The 19,788-nt window shown below is 68.4% G+C and carries 11 protein-coding genes; 8 read left to right on the top strand and 3 right to left on the bottom strand.

Annotation, left to right across the window (positions count from 1 at the left end; translation table 11 throughout):
* Positions 1–18 precede the first annotated feature (18 nt).
* The 3 genes from ectB to AB0I53_RS16790 all read right to left on the bottom strand — a co-directional run bounded on the left by ectB (position 19) and on the right by AB0I53_RS16790 (position 3,393).
* Positions 19–1,278 (bottom strand): diaminobutyrate--2-oxoglutarate transaminase, encoded by a 1,260-nt coding sequence (ectB, locus tag AB0I53_RS16800; protein ID WP_358603031.1) that lies wholly within the window; start codon positions 1,276–1,278, stop codon positions 19–21.
* Positions 1,279–1,321: 43 nt separating this feature from the next.
* On the bottom strand, positions 1,322–2,221 hold the full coding sequence (locus AB0I53_RS16795; protein ID WP_358603028.1) for a cupin-like domain-containing protein: 900 nt from the start codon (positions 2,219–2,221) through the stop codon (positions 1,322–1,324).
* Between the two features lie 155 nt (positions 2,222–2,376).
* Positions 2,377–3,393 carry a ketoacyl-ACP synthase III family protein gene (locus AB0I53_RS16790; RefSeq protein ID WP_358603025.1) on the bottom strand — a complete coding sequence of 339 codons (1,017 nt, stop codon included), beginning with the start codon at positions 3,391–3,393 and terminating at the stop codon, positions 2,377–2,379.
* Positions 3,394–3,743: 350 nt separating this feature from the next.
* Here AB0I53_RS16790 and AB0I53_RS16785 point away from each other — a divergent pair, with 350 nt between their 5' ends.
* From AB0I53_RS16785 to AB0I53_RS16750, 8 genes are all read left to right on the top strand, one after another.
* Positions 3,744–3,953 (top strand): MbtH family NRPS accessory protein, encoded by a 210-nt coding sequence (locus AB0I53_RS16785; RefSeq protein WP_358603022.1) that lies wholly within the window; start codon positions 3,744–3,746, stop codon positions 3,951–3,953.
* A gap of 353 nt (positions 3,954–4,306) precedes the next feature.
* Positions 4,307–4,459, top strand: coding sequence for a hypothetical protein (locus tag AB0I53_RS16780; RefSeq protein ID WP_358603019.1), 153 nt, complete (start codon positions 4,307–4,309; stop codon positions 4,457–4,459).
* A 90-nt stretch (positions 4,460–4,549) separates the two neighbouring features.
* Positions 4,550–6,175, top strand: coding sequence for a DUF885 family protein (locus AB0I53_RS16775; RefSeq protein WP_358603016.1), 1,626 nt, complete (start codon positions 4,550–4,552; stop codon positions 6,173–6,175).
* Entirely contained in the window at positions 6,172–7,482 is a 1,311-nt protein-coding gene (locus AB0I53_RS16770) for an MFS transporter (RefSeq protein WP_358603013.1), read from the top strand. Before AB0I53_RS16775 ends, AB0I53_RS16770 begins: the two co-directional genes overlap by 4 nt.
* On the top strand, positions 7,479–8,321 hold the full coding sequence (locus tag AB0I53_RS16765; protein WP_093265427.1) for an SUMF1/EgtB/PvdO family nonheme iron enzyme: 843 nt from the start codon (positions 7,479–7,481) through the stop codon (positions 8,319–8,321). The genes AB0I53_RS16770 and AB0I53_RS16765 overlap by 4 nt, the downstream gene beginning before the upstream one ends.
* Before the next feature lie 434 nt (positions 8,322–8,755).
* The gene (locus tag AB0I53_RS16760) at positions 8,756–11,764 is read left to right on the top strand and encodes a M14 family zinc carboxypeptidase (RefSeq protein WP_358603010.1); all 3,009 of its coding nucleotides are present in this window, start codon (positions 8,756–8,758) and stop codon (positions 11,762–11,764) included.
* A gap of 14 nt (positions 11,765–11,778) precedes the next feature.
* Positions 11,779–12,978 (top strand): cytochrome P450, encoded by a 1,200-nt coding sequence (locus AB0I53_RS16755; RefSeq protein WP_358603007.1) that lies wholly within the window; start codon positions 11,779–11,781, stop codon positions 12,976–12,978.
* Between the two features lie 170 nt (positions 12,979–13,148).
* Positions 13,149–19,787: an amino acid adenylation domain-containing protein gene (locus AB0I53_RS16750; RefSeq protein ID WP_358603004.1), complete on the top strand. Its 6,639-nt coding sequence runs from the start codon at positions 13,149–13,151 to the stop codon at positions 19,785–19,787.
* Position 19,788: the final 1 nt, after the last annotated feature.

Below are 19,788 nucleotides of genomic sequence, written 5' to 3'. Positions count from 1 at the left end.
GCCAGGCGGCGGGGCGGTTCACCGGCCGCCGTCGAGCGCGGACTTCACCGACTCCTCGATGATTTCCAGCCCTTCATCGACTTCGGCGTCGGTGAGCGTGAGCGGCGGCAGCAGTTTCACCACTTCGCCGCCGGGGCCCGAGGTTTCAAGCAGCAGGCCCCTTTCGAACGCGGCGGCGCACACCTGGCCGGCGAGTTCGCCGCCGCTGAACGCCAGCCCGCGAGCCAGGCCGTGGCCCTTGGCCACCAGACCCGCCGCGGGGAAGCGTTCGACGACGTTCTGCAGGCCGATTCCGACGCGCTCGCCCTTGGCCCGGGTGGACTTCTCCAACTCGTCGTCGCTCCAGTAGACGCGCAGCGCCTCGGCGGCGGTCACGAACGCGGGACTGACACCGCGGAAGGTGCCGTTGTGCTCACCCGGCTCCCACACGTCCAGCTCCGGCTTGATCAGCGTGAGCGCCATCGGAAGCCCGTAGCCGCCAATGGATTTCGACAGGCAGACGAGGTCCGGTTCGATGCCGGCGTCCTCGAAGCTGAAGAACGGCCCGGTGCGCCCGCAGCCCATCTGCACGTCGTCGACGATCACCAGGATGCCGTGCGACCGGCACAGCTCTTGGAGCCCGCGCAACCATTCCGCGCTGGCGGCGTTGATCCCGCCCTCGCCCTGCACGGTCTCCACGATCACGGCGGCCGGCTCGTCGAGGCCGCTGCCGGGGTCGTCCAGCAGCCGCTCGAAGTAGCCCAGGTAGGGAAACGAGTCGTCGAAGTAGCGGTCGAAGGGCATCGGAGTGGCGTGCACCAGCGGAACCCCGGCACCCCTGCGGTGCATGGAGTTGCCGGTCGCCGACAGCGCGCCGAGCGTCATGCCGTGGAATCCGTTGGTGAAGTGGACGACCTGCTTCCTGCCGGTCACCTTGCGCGCCAGCTTAAGCGCCGCCTCCACCGCGTTCGTCCCGCCCGGCCCGGGGAAGACCACCCGGTACGACAACTCGCGCGGCGCGAAGATCTTCTCTTCCAGCATCACCAGCAGATCCCGCTTGGCGGCGGTGAACATGTCCAGCGCGTGAGTCACCCCGTCCCGCGCGAGGTAGTCGATCAGCGCCTGCTTGAGGACGGGGTTGTTGTGCCCGTAGTTCAGGGCGCCCGCGCCGGCGAAGAAGTCCAGGTACGGCTTTCCGCCCTCGGCGTAGATCCGGCTGCCCGACGCCCGGTCGAACACCACCGGCCAGGCGCGGCAGTAGCTGCGCACCTCGGATTCGAGTTGTTCGAAGATGCTCATGTCGTCATCCGTTTGACTCGTGTTCGCGTGTCTTCGTCGCTGATCAAGAGATGTAGGTGAAGTAGGACTTGAGGGCCGGCATCAGCACCCGATGCGGAATCCGTGCCCAGAGGCCGAGCGCGAACAGCAGGTTGTAGCGCAGGTTCTGGAGCGGCATGCCGTGGCGGACCGCGGTGAGGCCGCGGCGCGAGCTCAGGCGGTCGTGCCAGTCGATGTTGAACGACACCGACGCGGTCAGCGAGGTGACCTTGTGCAGGGTGCCCGGGGGCATGTAGAACAGGTCGCCCGCCTCCACCACGCAGGTCCGGATCCGGGCACCGCGGAATCGCGGGAACCGCTCGAAGTCGGGCGCATCCGGATCGACCGGCGACCACCGCCAGTTGTGGGTGTAGCAGAGGTCGCGGTCGGCGGCGTCGATCAGGACCCACCGCTTGCTGCCGTGGATCTGGAAGAAGAGGTTGTGGGTGAGCAGCGTGTCGAAGTGCAGGGGCGTCAGCGCGCGCGAGGGGCCGACGAAGAACTGGGTGAACGCCCACCACTCGTCCCGGAAGAACTTGGGTAAGAACTCGGCCGGAAACGGCTGCAGGTCGCGTCGCAGTTCCGGAATCAGCGAGAGCAGGGGGATGTCGTGCAGGTACGCGGGTGGCTGAGCGGCGTCCTGCTCGGCGGGCGTCTTCTGCTCCCATTCGGTCACCGCCTGGCAGTAGTCCGCCAGCCGCGCCGTGGCGGTGCGGCCCTCGGACACCAAGCCGGTCTTCAGTCGCACCTCCAGGTCCGGGGCCAGTTCCGCGAGGTGTTCCACCGACCAGCGCGACGCGGCGGGGAAGTCGGCGATCGCGCCCTTCATCAGGACGGGTTTCTTGTTCGCGTACTCGGCGTAGAACTCCGCGGGAGACAGCTGCGGGCGGACGTCGACGGGCGAGAACGGGGCCGTGGTTGTCATGCTCCTCCTGTTCGGCTTTGCATCAGCGGAGTTGACCGCGAGGACTGCGTGGATCGCCGGCTCGGTGCTGCGGTGGTGAGCGCTCGGCGAACGCGCTCGGGGCGGCCAGGACCGCGGTGGGTCCGCCGCGGCGCGTTCCAGCACCGGGGGCGAAGTCAGTCCTGCCCATCGGCTGACCATTCCGGCTCGTCGACGATGTCCACGACCGCGCAGCCGTGGCTGAAACCGACACCGTTGCCGCACAGGGCGACCCGGTCGCCGACGTGCACCGCACCGGTCTCCAGCAGGTGCGTCAGGCCGGCGAACTGATCGGCCGTGCCGGTGTGCCCGACCGTCCGGCCCCAATCCCAGGTCGTTCTCGACTCCTCGATGCCGAATTCCTTGCGGAACTCCTGGTCGACCATCAGGCGGCCCACGTTCGCGAACACCCACCGGTTGATCTCGGCGCTGAGCACTCCCGCTTCCGCCAGCGCGGTGGCGACGCTCTCCCGCTGCAGCGCGGCCGCGGAGGCCAACATCGGTTGCAGCCGCCGGCGTTGTTCCGCGAGGAACTCCTGCCGGTTCGCGTAGTTCTGCGGGCCGTCGAGGGCCACGTCGCTGAACCGCCCGTCCCCGAGGACCACTGTGGAAAGGATTCTGGCCACGCCGTTGCCTCGCGAGAGGACCAAGGCGGCGGCACCGTCGGCGTCCAGGTTCCCTGGATCGGAGCGGTAGCGCTCGGCGCCCGGCAACTGGTGCTTGTCGCTCGTGGCGATCAAGGCCGACCACCCCGCGGGTGCGGCGGAAAGGTACGCGGCGGCGAGTTCCAGAGCGGCGAGCCCACCGTTGCAGGTCTGCCGCACCTCTAGCGCGCTGGCCGTGCCCGCGCCGACGGCCTTGCCCTGGAGGTAGGACGCGGGCACGATGCCGTCCGGCCCACCGGGCGTGGAGCTGACGTAGACGACCAGCTTGATGGCGGCGGAATCCACGCCGGATCTCGACAACGCCCGCCGCGCCGCGTCGACTGCCAGGTCCAAGGCGAGTTCGTCGTCCTTCGCCACGCACACGGATTCGTAGTCGTGCGCTGCGCAGTAGTCGGGGTCGTACCGCCCGTCCGCCACGGCGGTCGCGGTGTCCTCCCTGCGGCCCAACGCAACGGCACCGGCCTTGACGTGAATATCGCTCCACCGCATGGGTAGGTCTCCTGTGGGACGAATGGTCTAAGAGCGTTAACTCTTATTAGTAGAATTTGTTGGTGAGCACGGGCGAACGCGGAGTGCGTCATTGGAAACCGTTGGTGTGGAACTGGTGTCGCGTTCAAAGATCTGCTGCGCCTTTTGCAGTATGGTGCGCGGCGGCGGCCGACCAAGCGACTGTATAGCACATTTTCCGACGTCGGCGAGCACTTGACGTCCTATCACGGCACGGCTATGTTTTCGTGATCAACCGACAGTCGACTTTGGTCAAAAGCGGCAGTCGACAGTGGACCCCGCGGCGGTTTGTCCGATTAGATTGCCGGCGGGCACCTGGGGAGGTAACTGCGATGTTTGATGATGAAACCATCGACTACTTCGTCGTGGTCAACGACGAAGAGCAGTACTCGATCTGGCCTGCCCGTCGTGACTTGCCGACGGGCTGGCGAGCCATCGAACCGGCGCGGTCCCGGGAGGAGTGCCTGAACCACATCGAACAGGTCTGGACCGACATGCGTCCGAAAAGCGTGCGCGAAGCGATGGAACGGCAGTCGGCCTAGTAGTCCTACCTGGTCTTTTCCTAATTTTCAGGCCGTCCTGCTCCTTCCGCGAATCCGGATCGCGCGTGTGGATCGCTCCATTCGGCGTCGTGCTCGCGGAGGGCGGGCCTCTGGCCTGGTCCGCAAGGTGCCCTCACGAGCGCCGCAGCGGCTCCGGGTCAAGGGTGGGCGCGAGGTTGTCGCGGTGGCAATGCGAAGCACCCCTGACGTTGGAGGGGCACTCGTGAACAGCGCATCGCAAACACGACACCTGCCCATCCGATAAGGGCGGAATGTCGACCCACGTATACATCAGCAGAGTCCTTTTAAAGATGGTTTTTTAGTTCGGCCGCCCGGTCTCACTCGGAGGAAGAATGATTCTGTCTCAGCTCGTAGATGCGGATGAACTGAACTCCCTCTCGCCCGAGGAATTGCGGGAGATGCTCGCCAAGCTGGACGACGACGTGGTCTATGGGGAGGAGGACTCCGCTTCGGCCGACGCGACGTCCGGCGGAGAAGAGTCCTAGGCCAGGTCCGGTCCCTGTTCGGTGGTGTGAAAGCGGGGCTCTTATTTGTCAACTCTGTCAACTCAACCGGACGGTGCCGCGACGGCGTCGGTGTCCGATGTTGTGGAATACGTCTTCGAGCACTACCCGCACATCGCCAGACGGGTCGGGCGACATGAGTTCGACGGTTGCCTCCCGGCTCTCGACGGACGTTCGGCGACCGATCTCGATCGCCTGCGAGCAGCCGCGGCGAGCCGGCTCGGTTCGCTGCCGGAACAAGCGGATCCCGAGGTCCGCGCCGACCTTGGCGCGGCCTTGGGAATCTTGGCGGACGAGCGCTTCCGGGTGGCCGGACTCGGCCGCGTCCACTTCGGTCCGCTCGAGGTGTTGGCGGAGACGAATGTCTCGGTATACCTGAGAAGTCCGCACGCGCCGCTCGCCGAGCGGCTGGTCGCCATCGAGGGGCACCTGGTGCGGATCCCCGATTTCCTGGAACATGCGGCCAAGACCTTGCCGACCAGGCTTCCGGCCGGAGAACGCCTGCGCGGCATGGAGCAGGCGCGGGCGCAGGCCGTCAACCTTCGCGACATCGCGGGCCGGCTGGCCCTGGATCACCCCGAGCTCGCGGGGGAGCGGCTCGCGGCCGCGGCTTCGGCCGCGGCCGAAGCCTGTGAGGACTTCGCCCGGGCCGTGGCGGAGACGGCGCCGGCCAAGGCGTTGTTCGGGCCGGAGGTACTTGCCGAATTCCTGCGAGCTGCGGAGGGGATCGAGAATCCGGTCGACGATCTCCTGGCGGAGGCGAGCGCCGAAGTCGACGCGATCGCCTCGGCGCTGGATTCGGCCGCCGCGAAACTCGGCGTCGGGCAGCGGCAGCAGGCCTACGCGCTCATGGCCGACCAGGTTTCCGACGGCTCGGTGCTGGATTCCCTGAACTCGATAATGCAGCGGATGAAGGACTTCTGGGTGCGGCAGGACATCGTCTCCGTGGAGACGGTGAATCCCCTCGAAGTCCGACGCGCACCGCAGCTCGCCGGGGCCGCCCGGGTCGAGTTCAGCATTTCCGCCCCGCTGGACGAGGTCAGGCAACCGCACATCCTCTACGTCCCGGAACCGCCCGAATCGGCCGCGCACGGGGCGAGCCTGCGGCGGGAGTACCTGAACGATCCGATGCTCGAGGTGATCGCGGTCCACGAAGCCTTCGTGGGCCATTACGTGCAGGTAGAAGCGTCCTCCCGTGGACCCAGCATGATCCGCACCTGCATCCCGTGGTTCCCCGGGTTCACCGAGGGCTGGGCGCACTACGTCGAGGAACTCGCGATCGAGCGGGGGCTCGCCGAGGGCCGCCCACTCGTCGAGGTCGCCCAGCTGAAGTCCGCGCTGGAGGCGGCCACGCGGCTGCTCGTATTCCTGTCGGTCCACATGGGACGGTGGACGCTGGCTGAAGCCGCGGAGCGGGCCGCCGCGCTGTGCAACTGGTCGCCGGAGCGAGCGGCGCGAGAGGTCCTGATCGTGGCGGCAGACGCCACCGGCGCCATGTACACCCTGGGCAAACTGCGCATCCGTGAATGGAGAAAGAGGATCGAAGTGGGGACGAGCAGGCGGGAACTCCGGAATTTCCACGATCGCCTGCTGCACTGCGGTAGCGCCCCGCTGTCCGCGGCGTGGCAGTACTACCTCGACGGGCAGCACGACCCGCGATCCGCATCGGTTTCGTCGAATACGAGGTTCACGTCGTGACGAACGGCACCAGCGAGAACGCGCTGATGGCCCGCTCCAGGAGCAACTTCCTGAAGATCTGGATAGGCACAGGAACCAGCCAACTCGGGTCCCAGATCTCACTGCTGGCGATTCCGACGCTGGCCATCCTGGTCTACCACGCGACGCCCTTCGAAGCGAGCGTCGTCGGAGCGCTCGAAGTCGTCCCGTTCACCCTGTTCTCCCTGTTGGCGGGGCCGTTGGTGGACCGGCTTCCCCGGCGAGCCGTGCTCATCGTGTGCGATGTCGCCAGATTCGCCGCGATCGCCACCCTGGCGGGTACCTACCTGGCCGGACTCCACCACATGTGGATCATCTACGCGGTCGCGTTCGTGGTCGGGACCTTCACCGTTTTCTTCGACATCACGTTCATGTCGTTCATTCCGCACGTCGTCGCCAAAGAGCACCTGCTGACCGCGAACTCGCGGCTCGGCGCGACGAATTCGGTCGCGCAGACGGCCGGGCCCAGCGTGGGCGGTCTGCTCATCGAGTTCCTCGGGCCCGCCCGGACGCTCGTGGTCGATGCGGTGTCCTACCTCGTCTCCGCGGCCGCCGTCGTCCTCGTGCGGGTCAAGGAACCGCGGCGAAACAACTCGACCCTCCGCATCGGCGTCCTGTTCGCGGAGATCCGCGAAGGCCTCGTGTACGTGCGGCGGAGCCCGGTGCTGGCCAGGGTCGCGCTCACCAATGCGATGTGCGACTTCGGCCAGGCCATCATCCAGTCCGTCTACCTGGTCTTCATCTACAACTCGCTGCACCTGCCGCCTGGCCAGGTGGGATTCGTGTTGGCGGTCACCGGTGTCTCGTTCGCGGCCGGGGCGATACTGCTGCCGCGGGTGACGCGGTGGCTCGGATTCGGGCGCACCATGGCCTTCTCGGTGCTGCTGGGGATGGGGATCGAGCTGCTGACCCCGCTGGCGATGCTCGGCTTCGCCGTCGTGGTCCTGGTCGGGATCAACCTCATCACCGGCGCCACCAACGCCTTCTACGACATCAACCAACTCACCTACCGGCAGAAGCGCACGCCGGACGAACTCCAGGGCCGAGTGCACGCGACGATGCGGATGACGTTCCAGGGGCCGACGCCCTTCGGATACCTGCTCGGCGGCGCTCTCGCGACCTTCGTCGGCGTGGCGGCCACAATCTTCGTCGGAGCAGTCGTCTCGACCATCGGGGCGACCGCGCTGCTCACCGGAGCTGTACTACGTCTGCGGTCGATCGACGAGGTCGATCCCGATCCCGATCCGGGGAAACCCCTGTCATCCGCAACGACCAAGGAGGACCTGTGACGGAGCTGACGAGCGAGCAAGCGACGGCCGCGACCCTGGAAACCCATGAGTGGGTGACGATTCCGGCCGGTCCCTTCCTGATGGGCTCGGATGAACGCAGGGCGGACGGGAAGCCGCTGGCCGCCTCGCCGGCGCACACGGTCGAGGTGGATGCTTTCCGGATCGCGCGGAAACCGGTGTCGGTGGCCGACTTCGCGCGTTTCGTGGCGGAGACGTCCTACGTGACCACTGCGGAGCGCTCGGGGAGCAGCTGGGTGTGGCTCGGCGGTGAGGACATCACGACGCCGGATCAGGACCACCTGTGGTTCGACCTCAAGGGCGCCTCGTGGCGGCACCCGCACGGTCCTGAGTCGGACATCGCCGACAAGGACGATCATCCCGTGACGCACGTCAGCCACCACGACTGCCTCGCGTACTGCGAGTGGTCCGGCACCCGCCTGCCCAACGAGGCCGAATGGGAGAAGGCGGCTCGCGGGACGGATGGCAGGTTGTACCCGTGGGGCGACGAGCCGCCCACGACGTCGAGCTGCAACCACACCATGCACGTCGGGGACACCTCACCCATCGGCAAGTTTCCCGACGCGGCCGGACCGCACGGCGTGGAGGACATCGCCGGCAACGTCTGGGAATGGATGTCCAACGGGTGGCACCGGTATCCCTTCGACGAGAACAAGAACCAGCGCATCACGACCAAGCTCGGCAAGTTCGACCTGAAAGTCGTTCGAGGCGGCTCCTTCTACAACAACTGCGACCCGCGCGGAGTCCTCTCGTGGGTCCGCGTCTACTCGCACCCCGACTACAGCTCCTACGACATCGGTTTCCGCGTGTGCGCGCCGTGATGCGGAAGCGGAGCCGTTCGGCTCCCGCCGGGCCGCGGTGGATGGCCGATGACCGAGGCGGCAGCGGATCGCATTCCTGATCGATCGTTCTCGCGCTCGGTGTTGCTGCACCGCCGAACGCGCGAAAGGGATTCCCGCCCCCGCCGGGTGGAACCGGCGCTGGGGTGGAATCAGGCATCGTGCGCACCCGATTTCCAAAGACCAGTCCTGAGAACTTATTCGAGAGTGATTTCCGCAGAAATGCGGGCAGCGAAAACTCTCGACAGCGGAATCCCGCCATCATGAATGCCGAATCGCCAGGTCGAGGTCGTCCTCGCGGCGAATCTCGGCGGGTGGACGCAGTTCGAGAACCCGTGGCGGTGCGAGCCGAATCCCGCACCGCAGGCGGTTGACGCCGACGATTGAACAGACCCTGGTTCCGAAAGGGGCAGACCTTGTCGCGAAGCGCAACCCTGATCAGCGCGCTGATTCTGGGGCTGGCGGTCGCAGTTCCCGCGCTCCCGGCGCAATCAGTGGAATCGTCGGCGGGTCAGGCGGTCGAGCTGTACGGACTCGATGCGCCGCGAGGTACCGGCGAAAAGCTCCGGGAACTCGGCTTGGACGTCATCCGGTCCGAAGCGGCGGGTGGTGCGGAGCGCGTCGAGCTGACGGCCACGAGGTCCGACCTCGACGTGGTGGAGAACCTCGGCCTCGAAGCCGAACCTGTCCGGGATCCGCAGGGGCGGACGCAGGCCGTGGCGGCGCGAACTCAGGCGGAGTCCGGCTACCAGGTCTGGCGGTCGTACTCGGAACCGGGTGGCATCGCCGATCAGCTCACCGAGATCGCCCAGCGCAACCCGGACCTCGTCAAACTCGTGAGCATCGGAAGATCATTGCAGGGAAAGGAGATCCTGGCGGCGAAGGTGACGGCAGGGGCCCGCGCCCTGCCGGACGGGAGCAGGCCGGCCGTCCTGTACTCGGCCACCCAGCACGCCCGCGAGTGGATTTCCACCGAGGTCGACATGCGGCTGCTGAAGCGCGTGGTCGGGGACCGGCAGTCGTTCGCCGAGCTGCTGAACAACACGGAGCTGTGGTTCGTCCCGGTGGTGAACCCCGACGGCTACGACTTCACCTTCACCGAGGGAAACCGGTTGTGGCGCAAGAACCTGCGGGACAACGACGGTGACGGGAAGATCACCAACGCCGACGGCGTCGACCTCAACCGGAACTTCGCCACCAACTTCGGCTACGACGACGAGGGGTCGTCGCGGCCGCCCGGCAGCCAGCGGTACCGAGGTACCGGGCCGAACAGCGAGCCGGAGACCCGTGCGATGGACGGCTTGCTGAGCAGGATCAAGTTCAAGTTCCAGATCAACTACCACTCCTACGCCGGCATGCTGCTCCGCCCGGCGCGTTGGCAGATCGCCACCAAGACCGCCGATGATCCGGTCTACTCGGCGCTCGCCGGTGACTACGCCAACCCGGCGGTGCCGGGCTTCGATCCCGATGCCTCCACCGACACCAACAACGGTGAGACGGTCGACCACGCCCACGGCGCATACGGCACGATCGCCTGGACCGCGGAGCTCGAAGAGGGCTGCGACGGTTGTGGCTTCGTCTTCCCCGACGACGACCGCCTGGTGCAGGAGGAGTTCGAGAAGAACCTCCCGTTCGCGCTCGATCTCGCGAAGTCGGCCCCGGACCCGGCCAACCCCGTGAGCCACCTGGGAAACGAGGCACCCGACTTCGTCGTGGACGGCTTCGACGTGAGCTACGGATCGGACCAGGAAGTTCAGGTCGATGCCAAGCGCGAACTCGGCCCGGTCCAACTCCACTACGAGATCAACGACGGTCCGGACATCTCGGTGCCCACCGAGGAGTGGGCGGGCGGAGAGCGCTACGGCAAGGGCTACGACACGTACTTCCACCAGATGCGCGGAAAGGTGACCGGCGCGAAGCCCGGCGACGAGGTGACGGTGTGGTTCACCGCGCGGAGCGGGCGGAGCGAGGAGTTCACCTACACCGTCGCCGATGACATCGGCGGCGACGTGCTCGTCCTGGCCGCGGAGGACGTCACCGGCACCGATCCGGACCAGCAGGGCAGCACGGCCAAGTACGCCGGCGATTATGTCGCGGCGCTGGAACAGGCCGGATACTCCGCCGACGTCTACGACATGGACGCGCGTGGCCGAAAGGCGCCGCACCCGCTCGGTGCGCTCAGCCATTACACGGCGGTGATCTGGGAAACCGGCGACGACGTCGTCCCGCGTGACAAGGGGCAGCAACCCGGGACCATTTCGCGCGCCGGTGTGCGGACCGAGCTGGCGATGCGGGATTACCTGAACGAGGGCGGAAAGCTGCTGCACGCCGGCAAGAACCCCTCGTACGCCCAGAACAACGACGGTGCGTTCACCTACCAACCCCATCCCGAACTCGGTGAGTGCGTCGCACCGGGCGAGCCGCAGTGCATCCCGGTGTTCAACGACTTCCAGCAGTACTACCTGGGCGCCTATCTCTTCTTCGACAACGGCGGCACCGACCCGAGCACGGCGCAGCCCTACGCCCTCGCGGGGCGCGGTGGCGGGTTCGACGGCTTCGCGGCCACCCTACGGCCCAGCCACACCGCCGCCTACCTGGCCACATCGCAGTTCCTGCCGCCCGAGCAGTTCCCGCAGTTCGCCGGCTCCGCGCAGCTCGGATGGGACGGTCCGGGACCGACGGATCCGCACTCCGGCACATCGCAGGTGTACAGCGGCCCCACCGACGGCGCCTGGACGCGGCTGACCAGGACCATCGACCTGACCGGCAAGTCGTCCGGGGAACTGTCGTTCTGGGTGTCGATGAAAACCGAGGCGGATTTCGACTACTTCGCCGTCGAAGCGCGCACGGTCGGCCAGGACGATTGGACGACGCTGCCGGACAAGGGCGGGCACACCGTCCAGTCGACCGGCGGAAGCTGCCCGGGCGGCTGGCGGTCGATCCACCCGTTCATCCAGCACTACCAGGGGGCGAACTGCGAGCCGAGCGGCTCGTCGGGGGCCTGGAACGCGGCGACCGGTGACTCCGGCGGCTGGCAGGAGTGGAAGCTCGACCTGAGCGCCTACGCGGGCAAGCAGGTGGAGATCTCGCTGTCCAGCATCGGCGACGACGGCATTCCGGTGGCGGGCGTCTTCCTCGATGACGCCCGGGTCACCCTCGACGGGACGACCGCAGCGGAGACGTCGTTCGAGGACGGCCTCGGTGGCTGGACGATCGGCGGCCCGCCGGCCGGCAGCCCGCCGATGGTGAACAACTGGGAACGCATCGACCGCGGAATCGCGGCGGGTGCCGGGATCACCACCGAGGACACCGTCTACATCGGATTCGGAGCAGAGAGCCTGACCACCCCGCAGATGCGCGCCGACCTGGTGCGGCGGTCGATGGCGCACCTGTTAGGCGGCACCCAGCGGCAGTGGCCGAACTGAAAGGGACAGCGATAGTGACCACCCGAACGGCAGAATGGACGAATCCCCCTGCTGAGCAGGAGGAACTCCTCACCTGGTTCCGCGACATGTGCGAGCGCGATCCCGTCCAGCGCGCTCCGCAGAGCGGTGAATGGCACGTGTTCGGATACGCCGAAGCGGTGGAGGTGCTGTCCAACCACGTCGATTTCTCGAATTCCGTGACGGACGTGCCGGAGAGCTCCGCGCTGAAGCTCTTCGGCACCGGCAACCTCTCGTGGATGGACCCGCCGCGACACCGGCAACTGCGCGCTCTCGTCAACCAGGTGTTCACGCCGCGGTTCGTCAACGAGTTGGCGCCGACGATCAACGCCGTCGCGACGAAGTTCCTGGCGGAACTCCGGGCGAAGGACTCGGTCCCGTTCGTGGACGCCTACGTGTTCCCCGTGATGTCGACCGTGATCGCCGAAATGGTGGGGATTCCGAGCGGTGAGCGCAAGCTGTTCGGGCACTGGTTGCGGGTGTTGCTGTCCATCACCGCACCGTCCGAGGAGGAGAACAAGGTGGCGATCTTCGCCACCTTGACCCGGGAGATGAACCGGGTCCTCCACGAGCAGATCGAGGACCGGCGGCCGAATCCCCGCAACGACCTCCTCACGAAGCTGGTCGAGTCCGAAATAGACGGTGCGGCTCCGACGGACGACGAGATCGCCGGCCTCACCGCACTGCTGCTCGCCACCGGCGAAGGCGGTGGCACCCAGACGCTGGCCAACGCGATCATCTGCCTGGACCAGCACCCGGCGGCCGCGGATCGGCTGCGCGCCGACTCCAGCCTGCTCGACAACGCGATCGAGGAGACCATGCGGTACCGCAGCCAGGCGACGCGAATCGCCCGGCTGACCACCAAGCCGGTCACCGTCGGGCGGCACGAAATCCCGGCGGGGCAGAAGGTTTCGGTGTGGCTGACCGCCGCCAACCGCGATCCGCGGCAGTTCTCGGATCCCGACACCTTCGACATCGAACGCTCGCCGAACGCGCATCTCGCGCTGGGCAACGGAATCCACTACTGCCTGGGTGCTTCCCTGGCCCGTCTGGAAGTCAAGATCGCGCTCGAACATTTCCTTCGTGAGACCAAAGAGTTCTCGATAGACTACGCGAAGAGCCAGATTCTGGATCCCCGCTTGATCTGCGGCGCGAAGGAGATCGCGCTGAAGGTGGTCTGGGCGGATCAGGGGTGAATTCCAACAGTTCCGACGGTGCGGTGTCGTCCGGGTGATCGAGGCGGAAACGGGAAACCTGCCTGTTCACGGCGCGAACTCCGGCGCGCGGCGGTGGGTGTGGCAGGGAAGGGGCATCGCGCGGACGCCCGCGGCGAGCCCTCAATCGGAGTCGGAAGGCAGGACAGGACATGTTCGGTGACCTCTACGCCCGGCTGCGGGCACACGCCGACGAAGATCCGTCTCGCGTCGCGCTGACGTTCGTCCCCGCGTACCTGGATGCGGAGCGCGTTCAGCTGACCTACGGCGAGCTCGTCGAGCGATCCCGGCAGCTGGCCGAGGTGCTCGCCGGCCGGCTCCAGCCCGGGGCGCGCGCGTTGCTCCTCTTCCCGACCGCGCCCGAGTTCGCCGTGTCGTTTCTGGGCTGCCTGGCAGCGGGCGTGATCGCGGTTCCGGTGCCGATTCCGGTGGACGAGTCCGCGCAGCGACGAGTGCTGAAGGTGGCGGAGGATTGCCAGGTCTCCGCGATCGTGTCGATGTCCTTAGTGCACGATCTCGCGGCTGCCGGTACACCGGAGATCCGGCAGTTGTGCGACTCCTACGACTGGATCCTGGCCGACGCCGTCGGTGAAGCCGCCGACGGAGCGCGGCGATCCCGTCGCCTTCCGGCGATTTCCGCTGAGGACACCGCGTTCCTGCAGTACACGTCGGGCTCGACCAGGTCGCCGCGCGGCGTGGTGGTGTCGCACGGTGGCCTGATGTGCAACGAGGCGGCGATCAGGGAATCCTTCGGGGTCACCCGGGATTCCACGATCGTGAGCTGGCTGCCGCTGCACCACGACATGGGACTGATCGGCGGCCTGCTGCAGCCGCTGTACACCGGCGCTCGCGGTGTCATCCTCGATCCGTCGTCGTTCGTGCGCCGACCGGCGAGCTGGCTGGAAGCGATTTCCGAGGAGAACGCGGACATCAGCGGCGGCCCCAACTTCGCCTACGACCTGTGCACCCGCAAGGTCGGCGCGGCGGAGATGGCCCGCTTGGACCTCTCGAGCTGGCGCGTCGCGTTCAACGGGGCGGCCCAGGTGTTCCCCCGCACGATGCGATCGTTCAGCGAGAAGTTCCGCGACGTCGGTTTCCGGCCGGGGTCGCACAAACCGTGCTACGGGCTGGCCGAAGCGACCCTCCTCGTGACCAGCACCGAGACGTCGGTACCGAGCAGGAGCAGGCACTTCTCCGTCGATTCGCTGGAATCCGGCGTCGCCAGGGAAGCCGGCGAGGCCGAAACCGGCGTTCGCGAACTCGTCTCCTACCCGTTGCCGTCGCACGCCGTGGTGCGCGTTGTCGACCCTGCCACGCTCGAGCCGGTCGGCGACGGCCACATGGGTGAGATCTTGGTGGCGGGCGGCAGCAACGGCACCGGTTACTGGGGCGATCCAGCGGGCACCGCCGCGACCTTCGGCGCGGTCGTGACGGGCGAGGACGCCGGGCCGTTCGTGCGGACCGGCGATCTCGGCTTCGTCCACGGCGGCGAGCTCTACATCGAGGGCCGCAGCAAGGACCTCATCGTGCACCGCGGCCGCAACCTGCACCCCGAGGACCTGGAAGCCGACATTTCGTCGTGCGACCGGAACGTGCGACCGGGCTGCGGTGCGGTCTTCGGCGTGCGCCACGACGGGGACGAAGCCGTGGTCGTGTGTCAGGAGGTCCGCGAGCACACGCCGTCGGAACGCTATCCCGAGATCGTGGAGCAGATCCGCGCGACCCTCACGCGGATCCACGGCGTCGCGGCGCGCACCGTCGTCCTCGTCCCGCCGCGAACTGTCACCAAGACTTCGAGCGGGAAGGTCCAGCGGCACGCGGCGAAGCAGCGGTTCCTCGCCGATGAGCTGCCCGCGCTGTTCTCGGACACGCTCGCCCCAGCGGCGCAGAGCCCGACGGACCTGGCCGTCCGGCTGGCGGCGGGCGAGCGCCCGTTCGCCGAGGCCGACGTTCCCACCAGGGTCGAGATGCTGACCCGAGCGCTCTGCGAGCACCTGCACGAAGTCCTGCGCCTGCCGGCCGAGCCGCGGGGCGACGAGTCGTTGGCCGCCCTGGGCGCGGACTCGATGCTGGCAGTCCAGTTGCAGTACGCGGTCGAGGAAGCCCTCGGGGTCGTGTTGCTCCCGAGCCTGACGTTGCGGGCGGAGTCGATCGCCGATCTGGCGAGGGCGGCCGTCGGCTCCCGCGTGCCGGCCGCGCCTACGGTTTCGCCGCCGTCCGATGACGACGCGGAGTACGGGCTGAACGCGGCGCAGCGCGCGCTTTGGTTCCTGCACAGGGCGTTTCCCGACAGCAGCGACTACAACGTCACCCGAGCCTTCCGCATCACCGGAGAGCTGGACGTGGCGGCGCTCTCCGACGCGCTCGACGCCGTTGTCCGGTGCCACCCCAGCCTGCGACTCGCGGTGGTGCCCGTCGACGGCGAGCCCCGGGGAATCGTTCGGCGGCGGAACATCCGAGCGGATGTCGTCGACGCCCGGTCGTGGAGCGACGACGAGGCGTCGGAGTGGTATCGAGAGTTCGCCACGAAGCCGTTCGAACTCGAAAACGGCCCGTTGCTGCGGGCCGCGGTGCTGCGCCGGCCCGGGGACTGGCTCCTGGCGCTTTCGCTGCACCACATCGTGTGCGATGTGTCGTCCCTGTCCATCATCGTCGCGCAGCTCGCCCAGGCGTACGCGGACGGCGCGGCACTCTCCATTGTGGAGGGCGTTGCGTTACCCGCAGCACGGGAACGCGCGGTCCTCGACGAGCGGGGCGACGAGCTCGAAGTCCATTGGCGGGAGGAACTCGCGGGCGAGTTGCCGAAGCTCTCGCTTCCCCGGGCGGAACCAGGGGAGCCGGGCGAACGCGGCACGGGCGCGTCGGTTTCCTTCGAAGCGGACGCGGAACTGACCTCGTCGCTGGCGCGGTTCGCCCGTGAGTCGGGGCTGACCCTGCACAACGTCCTGCTCGCGGCCTTCCAGGTCTTGCTGCACCGCCTCACCGGCCAGCCCGACGTCCTGGTCGGGGTGCCCACGGCGGGTCGGGGCGACCGCCGGCTCGCGTCCTGGGTCGGTTACCTGGTCAACGTCGTACCGGTCCGTTCGTCGTTCGCCCCGGCCCTCGGGTTCGACGAGTTCGCCCGGCGGACGCAGCGGCGAGTCCTCGACGCCCTGGACCACCGAGACCTGCCGTTGTCGCACATCACGAGGCTGGTGAACCCGGATCGCGAGAACGCGGCCGCGACGATCTTCCAAGCGATGTTCACGTACTACACGACCGCGCTGCCGGGCGGTGAATCCGCGGCCGCAGTCGTCATGGGCGATCCGGACGCGACCCTGCCCATGGGCGAGTGCGGCCTGCACAGCCACCCGGCCCCGGATTACACCACGCAGTCCGATGTGGGCCTCAACGTCGCGGTCCGGCACGACACCCTCGGCTTCCACCTCCAGTACGACCCGGAGCGGGTCACGCGTGGGCAGGTGGACCAGATCGTGGCGACGTTCCGCACGCTGCTCGCGGCGATCGGCGAACGGCCCCGGGACGCGGTGGACGAGCTCGCGCTGCTGACCTCCGACGAGGTCGACACGCTCCTGGCGGCGAGCATCGGGCCGGACGTCGCGCGTCCGGACAACTACCTGGATTCGTTCGAGCAGTGGGTCGATCGGTGCCCGAACGCCCTGGCCGCCGACGACGGGGCGGTGCGGCTGACCTACGCCGAACTGGACGAGCGCGCGAACCACGTGGCGGCACGCCTGCGCGAGCAGGGTGTCGGTGTCGACGCCAACGTCGTGGTGTGCGCCGAGCGATCGGTCGACTATCTCGTTGCGCTGGTCGGGATCCACAAGGCGGACGGGTGCTACGTGCCGATCAGTCCTCGCGAGGCGCCTCGGCGGGCGGCCGCGATGGTGGCCGCCACCGCTCCGGCCGCCGCCATCGCCAGCACGGCGGGCCGTGCGCTGCTGGCGGGTGCGCTCGACGCTTCGGGCACGCCCGACGCGCCGGACACGCTCGATCTCGCGGAACTGGCGGTCGGGAGGAGCGGGCAGCGACCGCCGCGAGCCTGCCCGGACCACGGCGCTTCGACGATCATCCACACCTCCGGCTCGACGGGAATCCCGAAAGCGGCCGTGTCGACCAACTACGGCGTCACCAACCACATGTGGCAGATGGTCGAGCACTTCGGCCTCGGCCCCGACGACTGCGTCGCGCAGACGGCGCCCGTGTCCTTCGACATCTCCGTCTGGCAGTTGCTGACGCCGCTGATGATCGGGGCGCGGGTCCGGATCGTTCCGGAGCCCGCTTCGCAATCACCGGCCGGACTCCTCCGCGCGACGGTGGAGGGCGGGGTGACCATGCTCGAACTGGTCCCGTCCAACATCGTCGCACTGCTCGACGCGGGCCTCGCCGATTCGCCCGGCGCGCTGCGCGTCATGCTGTCCACCGGAGAGGCGCTCACCGGCGACGTCCTCCGGCGATGGGTCCGGGAACTGCCGGACATCCCGATGCACAACGCCTACGGGCCCGCCGAGTGCACCGACGACGTCACCGCCGGCCTGTGCGCGGCCGGGCCGGACGCGCCGATGACCGTGTCGGTCGGCCGACCGCTGGCGAACACGGCGGTGCTCATCCTGGACGACAACATGGTCCCGGTGCCCGCGGGCGTGGTCGGCGTGCTGCACGTCGGCGGGGGCGCGGTCGGGCGCGGGTACCGGGGAAATCCCCGGCGCACGGCCGAGATGTTCGTCCCCGACCCGTTCTCCGCGGTCCCGGGCGGTCGGCTTTACCGCACCGGCGATCTCGCCCGGGCCACGGCCGACGGCGACATCGAGTTCCTCGGTCGTGCCGATACCCAGATCAAGATCCGCGGTCAGCGGATCGAGGCCGGTGAGGTGGAAGCGGCGTTGCGCGACTGCGAGGGCGTGGTCGAGGCCGCCGTGAAGGTCCACCACGGGCCGACCGGTGCTTCCTTGGTGGGCTACGTCGGCACGGGTGCGGAAGAGGACGGCGAGCCGCGAGTGCTGGCGCCCGGCGAGGACGAGCGCTTCCGGCAGGCGCTCGCCGAGATGCTGCCCCGGCACATGATCCCCACGATCCTCGTGCAGATTCCGCGGCTGCCCCGGTCCAAGAACGGCAAGGTCGACTACCCGGCGCTGCAGTTCAGCGGTCCGACCCGGGGCGACGAAGACGAGTTCGACGACATCGACGACCCGCTGTCGGCGGCGGTCCGGTCGATCTGGGCCGCGCTGCTGGAGCGGGACGTGGTGTCCTGGCAGGACAGCTTCTTCCAACTCGGCGGGCATTCCCTGCTGGCCCTCACCATGATCGACCGGGTCGCCCAGACCCTCGACGTCGAGCTCGCGGTCGACGCGGTGTTCGCCCATCCGCGGCTGCGCGATTTCGTGGCGGCCGTTCGGCGCGCGGATCCGGCGTCGCCGGGCGGCCGGCGAGTCGGCGCCGCGCCTGCCGGCGCTCGGTTCCCGGCGCTTGCGAGCGCCGCCCAGCAGCGGTTCTGGTTCCTGCACGAAATGGATCCCGGGCAGCCCACCTACAACATGCCCGGCGTGCTGTGGATGCGCGGCGTGCTGGACGAGGACGCGCTGGACGCTGCCCTCCGCGAGGTGCTGGCACGGCACCCGGTGCTGCTCGCGCGGTTCTCGGCGGAGGACGGCGCCCTGACGTGGACGCCCGGCTCGGCCGACGATTTCACGCTGGCCAGGCGCGATCTGCGCGGGCCGGTGGCGGAGTTCGGTGACGAGGTGTTCGACCGGATGGTGGCCGACGACGCGAACGAGGTCGTGGACCTGCGGCGCGAGATCCCGTTCCGGGCGCTGCTGGCCCGGCTCAGGCAGAAGGAATGGGCCCTGTGCGTCACGATCGACCACATCGCCTGCGACGGCTGGTCGTTGTCGGTGTTCCTGTCCGACCTGGCGGAGGGCTACAACCGGCGGGTTCGCGGGGCGTCGCAGGCGGCACCCGAGATCGAGTACGGCTTCGCCGACTACTGCCACGAGGAGCAGGCGTGGCGGGAGAACCGTGACCGGGACTCGGTCGCGGCGCTGTGGCGCGGCGTCGCAGACGGCCCGGTGTCGCTGTCGCCCCTGCCGACGCGGGACGCGCCGGGGCACAGCCCGGGCGCCGGGCGGCACTCCCGCTGGATCGACGAGGACCTCGCCGGCGCGGTGCGAGAACTGGCGGGGCGCAACGGAACGACTCCCTACCTGGTCTTCGCGACCGCACTGTCCACTTTGGTCCACAGCGGGTCGGCCGAGCGCGAGTCGGTGCTGCTCGGCACGCTGATCGCGCAACGCGACCGGCCCGAGTGGCGGCGCGTCGTAGGCCCGCTGCTGAACGTCTCGGTCCTCGCGGTCGACCTGGCGCTCACCGACTCGGTCGCCGCTGCGCTCGGCAGCACCCGGGACGGCGCGCTGCGCGCCTACCGCTCCAGCCACATCCCGTTCCAGGAGCTCGTTCCGCTGTTCGCCCCGACGCCCGGCGGCGACGGATCCCCGTTCGACGTCATGTTGGTGATGCAGCCGGCGGATGCGCCGGCCGAGTTCGACGGCCTGACCACCGAACTGACCGACGTCGACACCGGCTCCGTGCCGTATCCCCTGACGGTCGACATCGAGGCGCGAGACGGGCGCTACCGCGTGTCCTACCGGTACGCCACCGACAGGTACGACCCCGCCGACGTCGAGGAGCTGGCGGAGCGCCTGCACGCCTCGATCGCCGCGATCGCGGCCGACCCCGACCGGACGGTGGAAGAACTCCGTTCGCTGACCGCGGCGCCGCACGCCGAGAGGAGCTGAG

This window comes from Saccharopolyspora sp. NPDC050389, assembly GCF_040655595.1.
Lineage (GTDB): Bacteria > Actinomycetota > Actinomycetes > Mycobacteriales > Pseudonocardiaceae > Saccharopolyspora.
This window is presented reverse-complemented; position numbering and strand designations above follow the sequence as displayed.

Coding starts and splice junctions, on each gene's coding strand:
- AB0I53_RS16790 (WP_358603025.1), bottom strand. CDS start 3,393: ATGCGGTGGAGCGATATTCACGTCAAGGCCGGTGCCGTTGCGTTGGGC.
- AB0I53_RS16795 (WP_358603028.1), bottom strand. CDS start 2,221: ATGACAACCACGGCCCCGTTCTCGCCCGTCGACGTCCGCCCGCAGCTG.
- AB0I53_RS16780 (WP_358603019.1), top strand. CDS start 4,307: ATGATTCTGTCTCAGCTCGTAGATGCGGATGAACTGAACTCCCTCTCG.
- AB0I53_RS16785 (WP_358603022.1), top strand. CDS start 3,744: ATGTTTGATGATGAAACCATCGACTACTTCGTCGTGGTCAACGACGAA.
- AB0I53_RS16750 (WP_358603004.1), top strand. CDS start 13,149: ATGTTCGGTGACCTCTACGCCCGGCTGCGGGCACACGCCGACGAAGAT.
- ectB (WP_358603031.1), bottom strand. CDS start 1,278: ATGAGCATCTTCGAACAACTCGAATCCGAGGTGCGCAGCTACTGCCGC.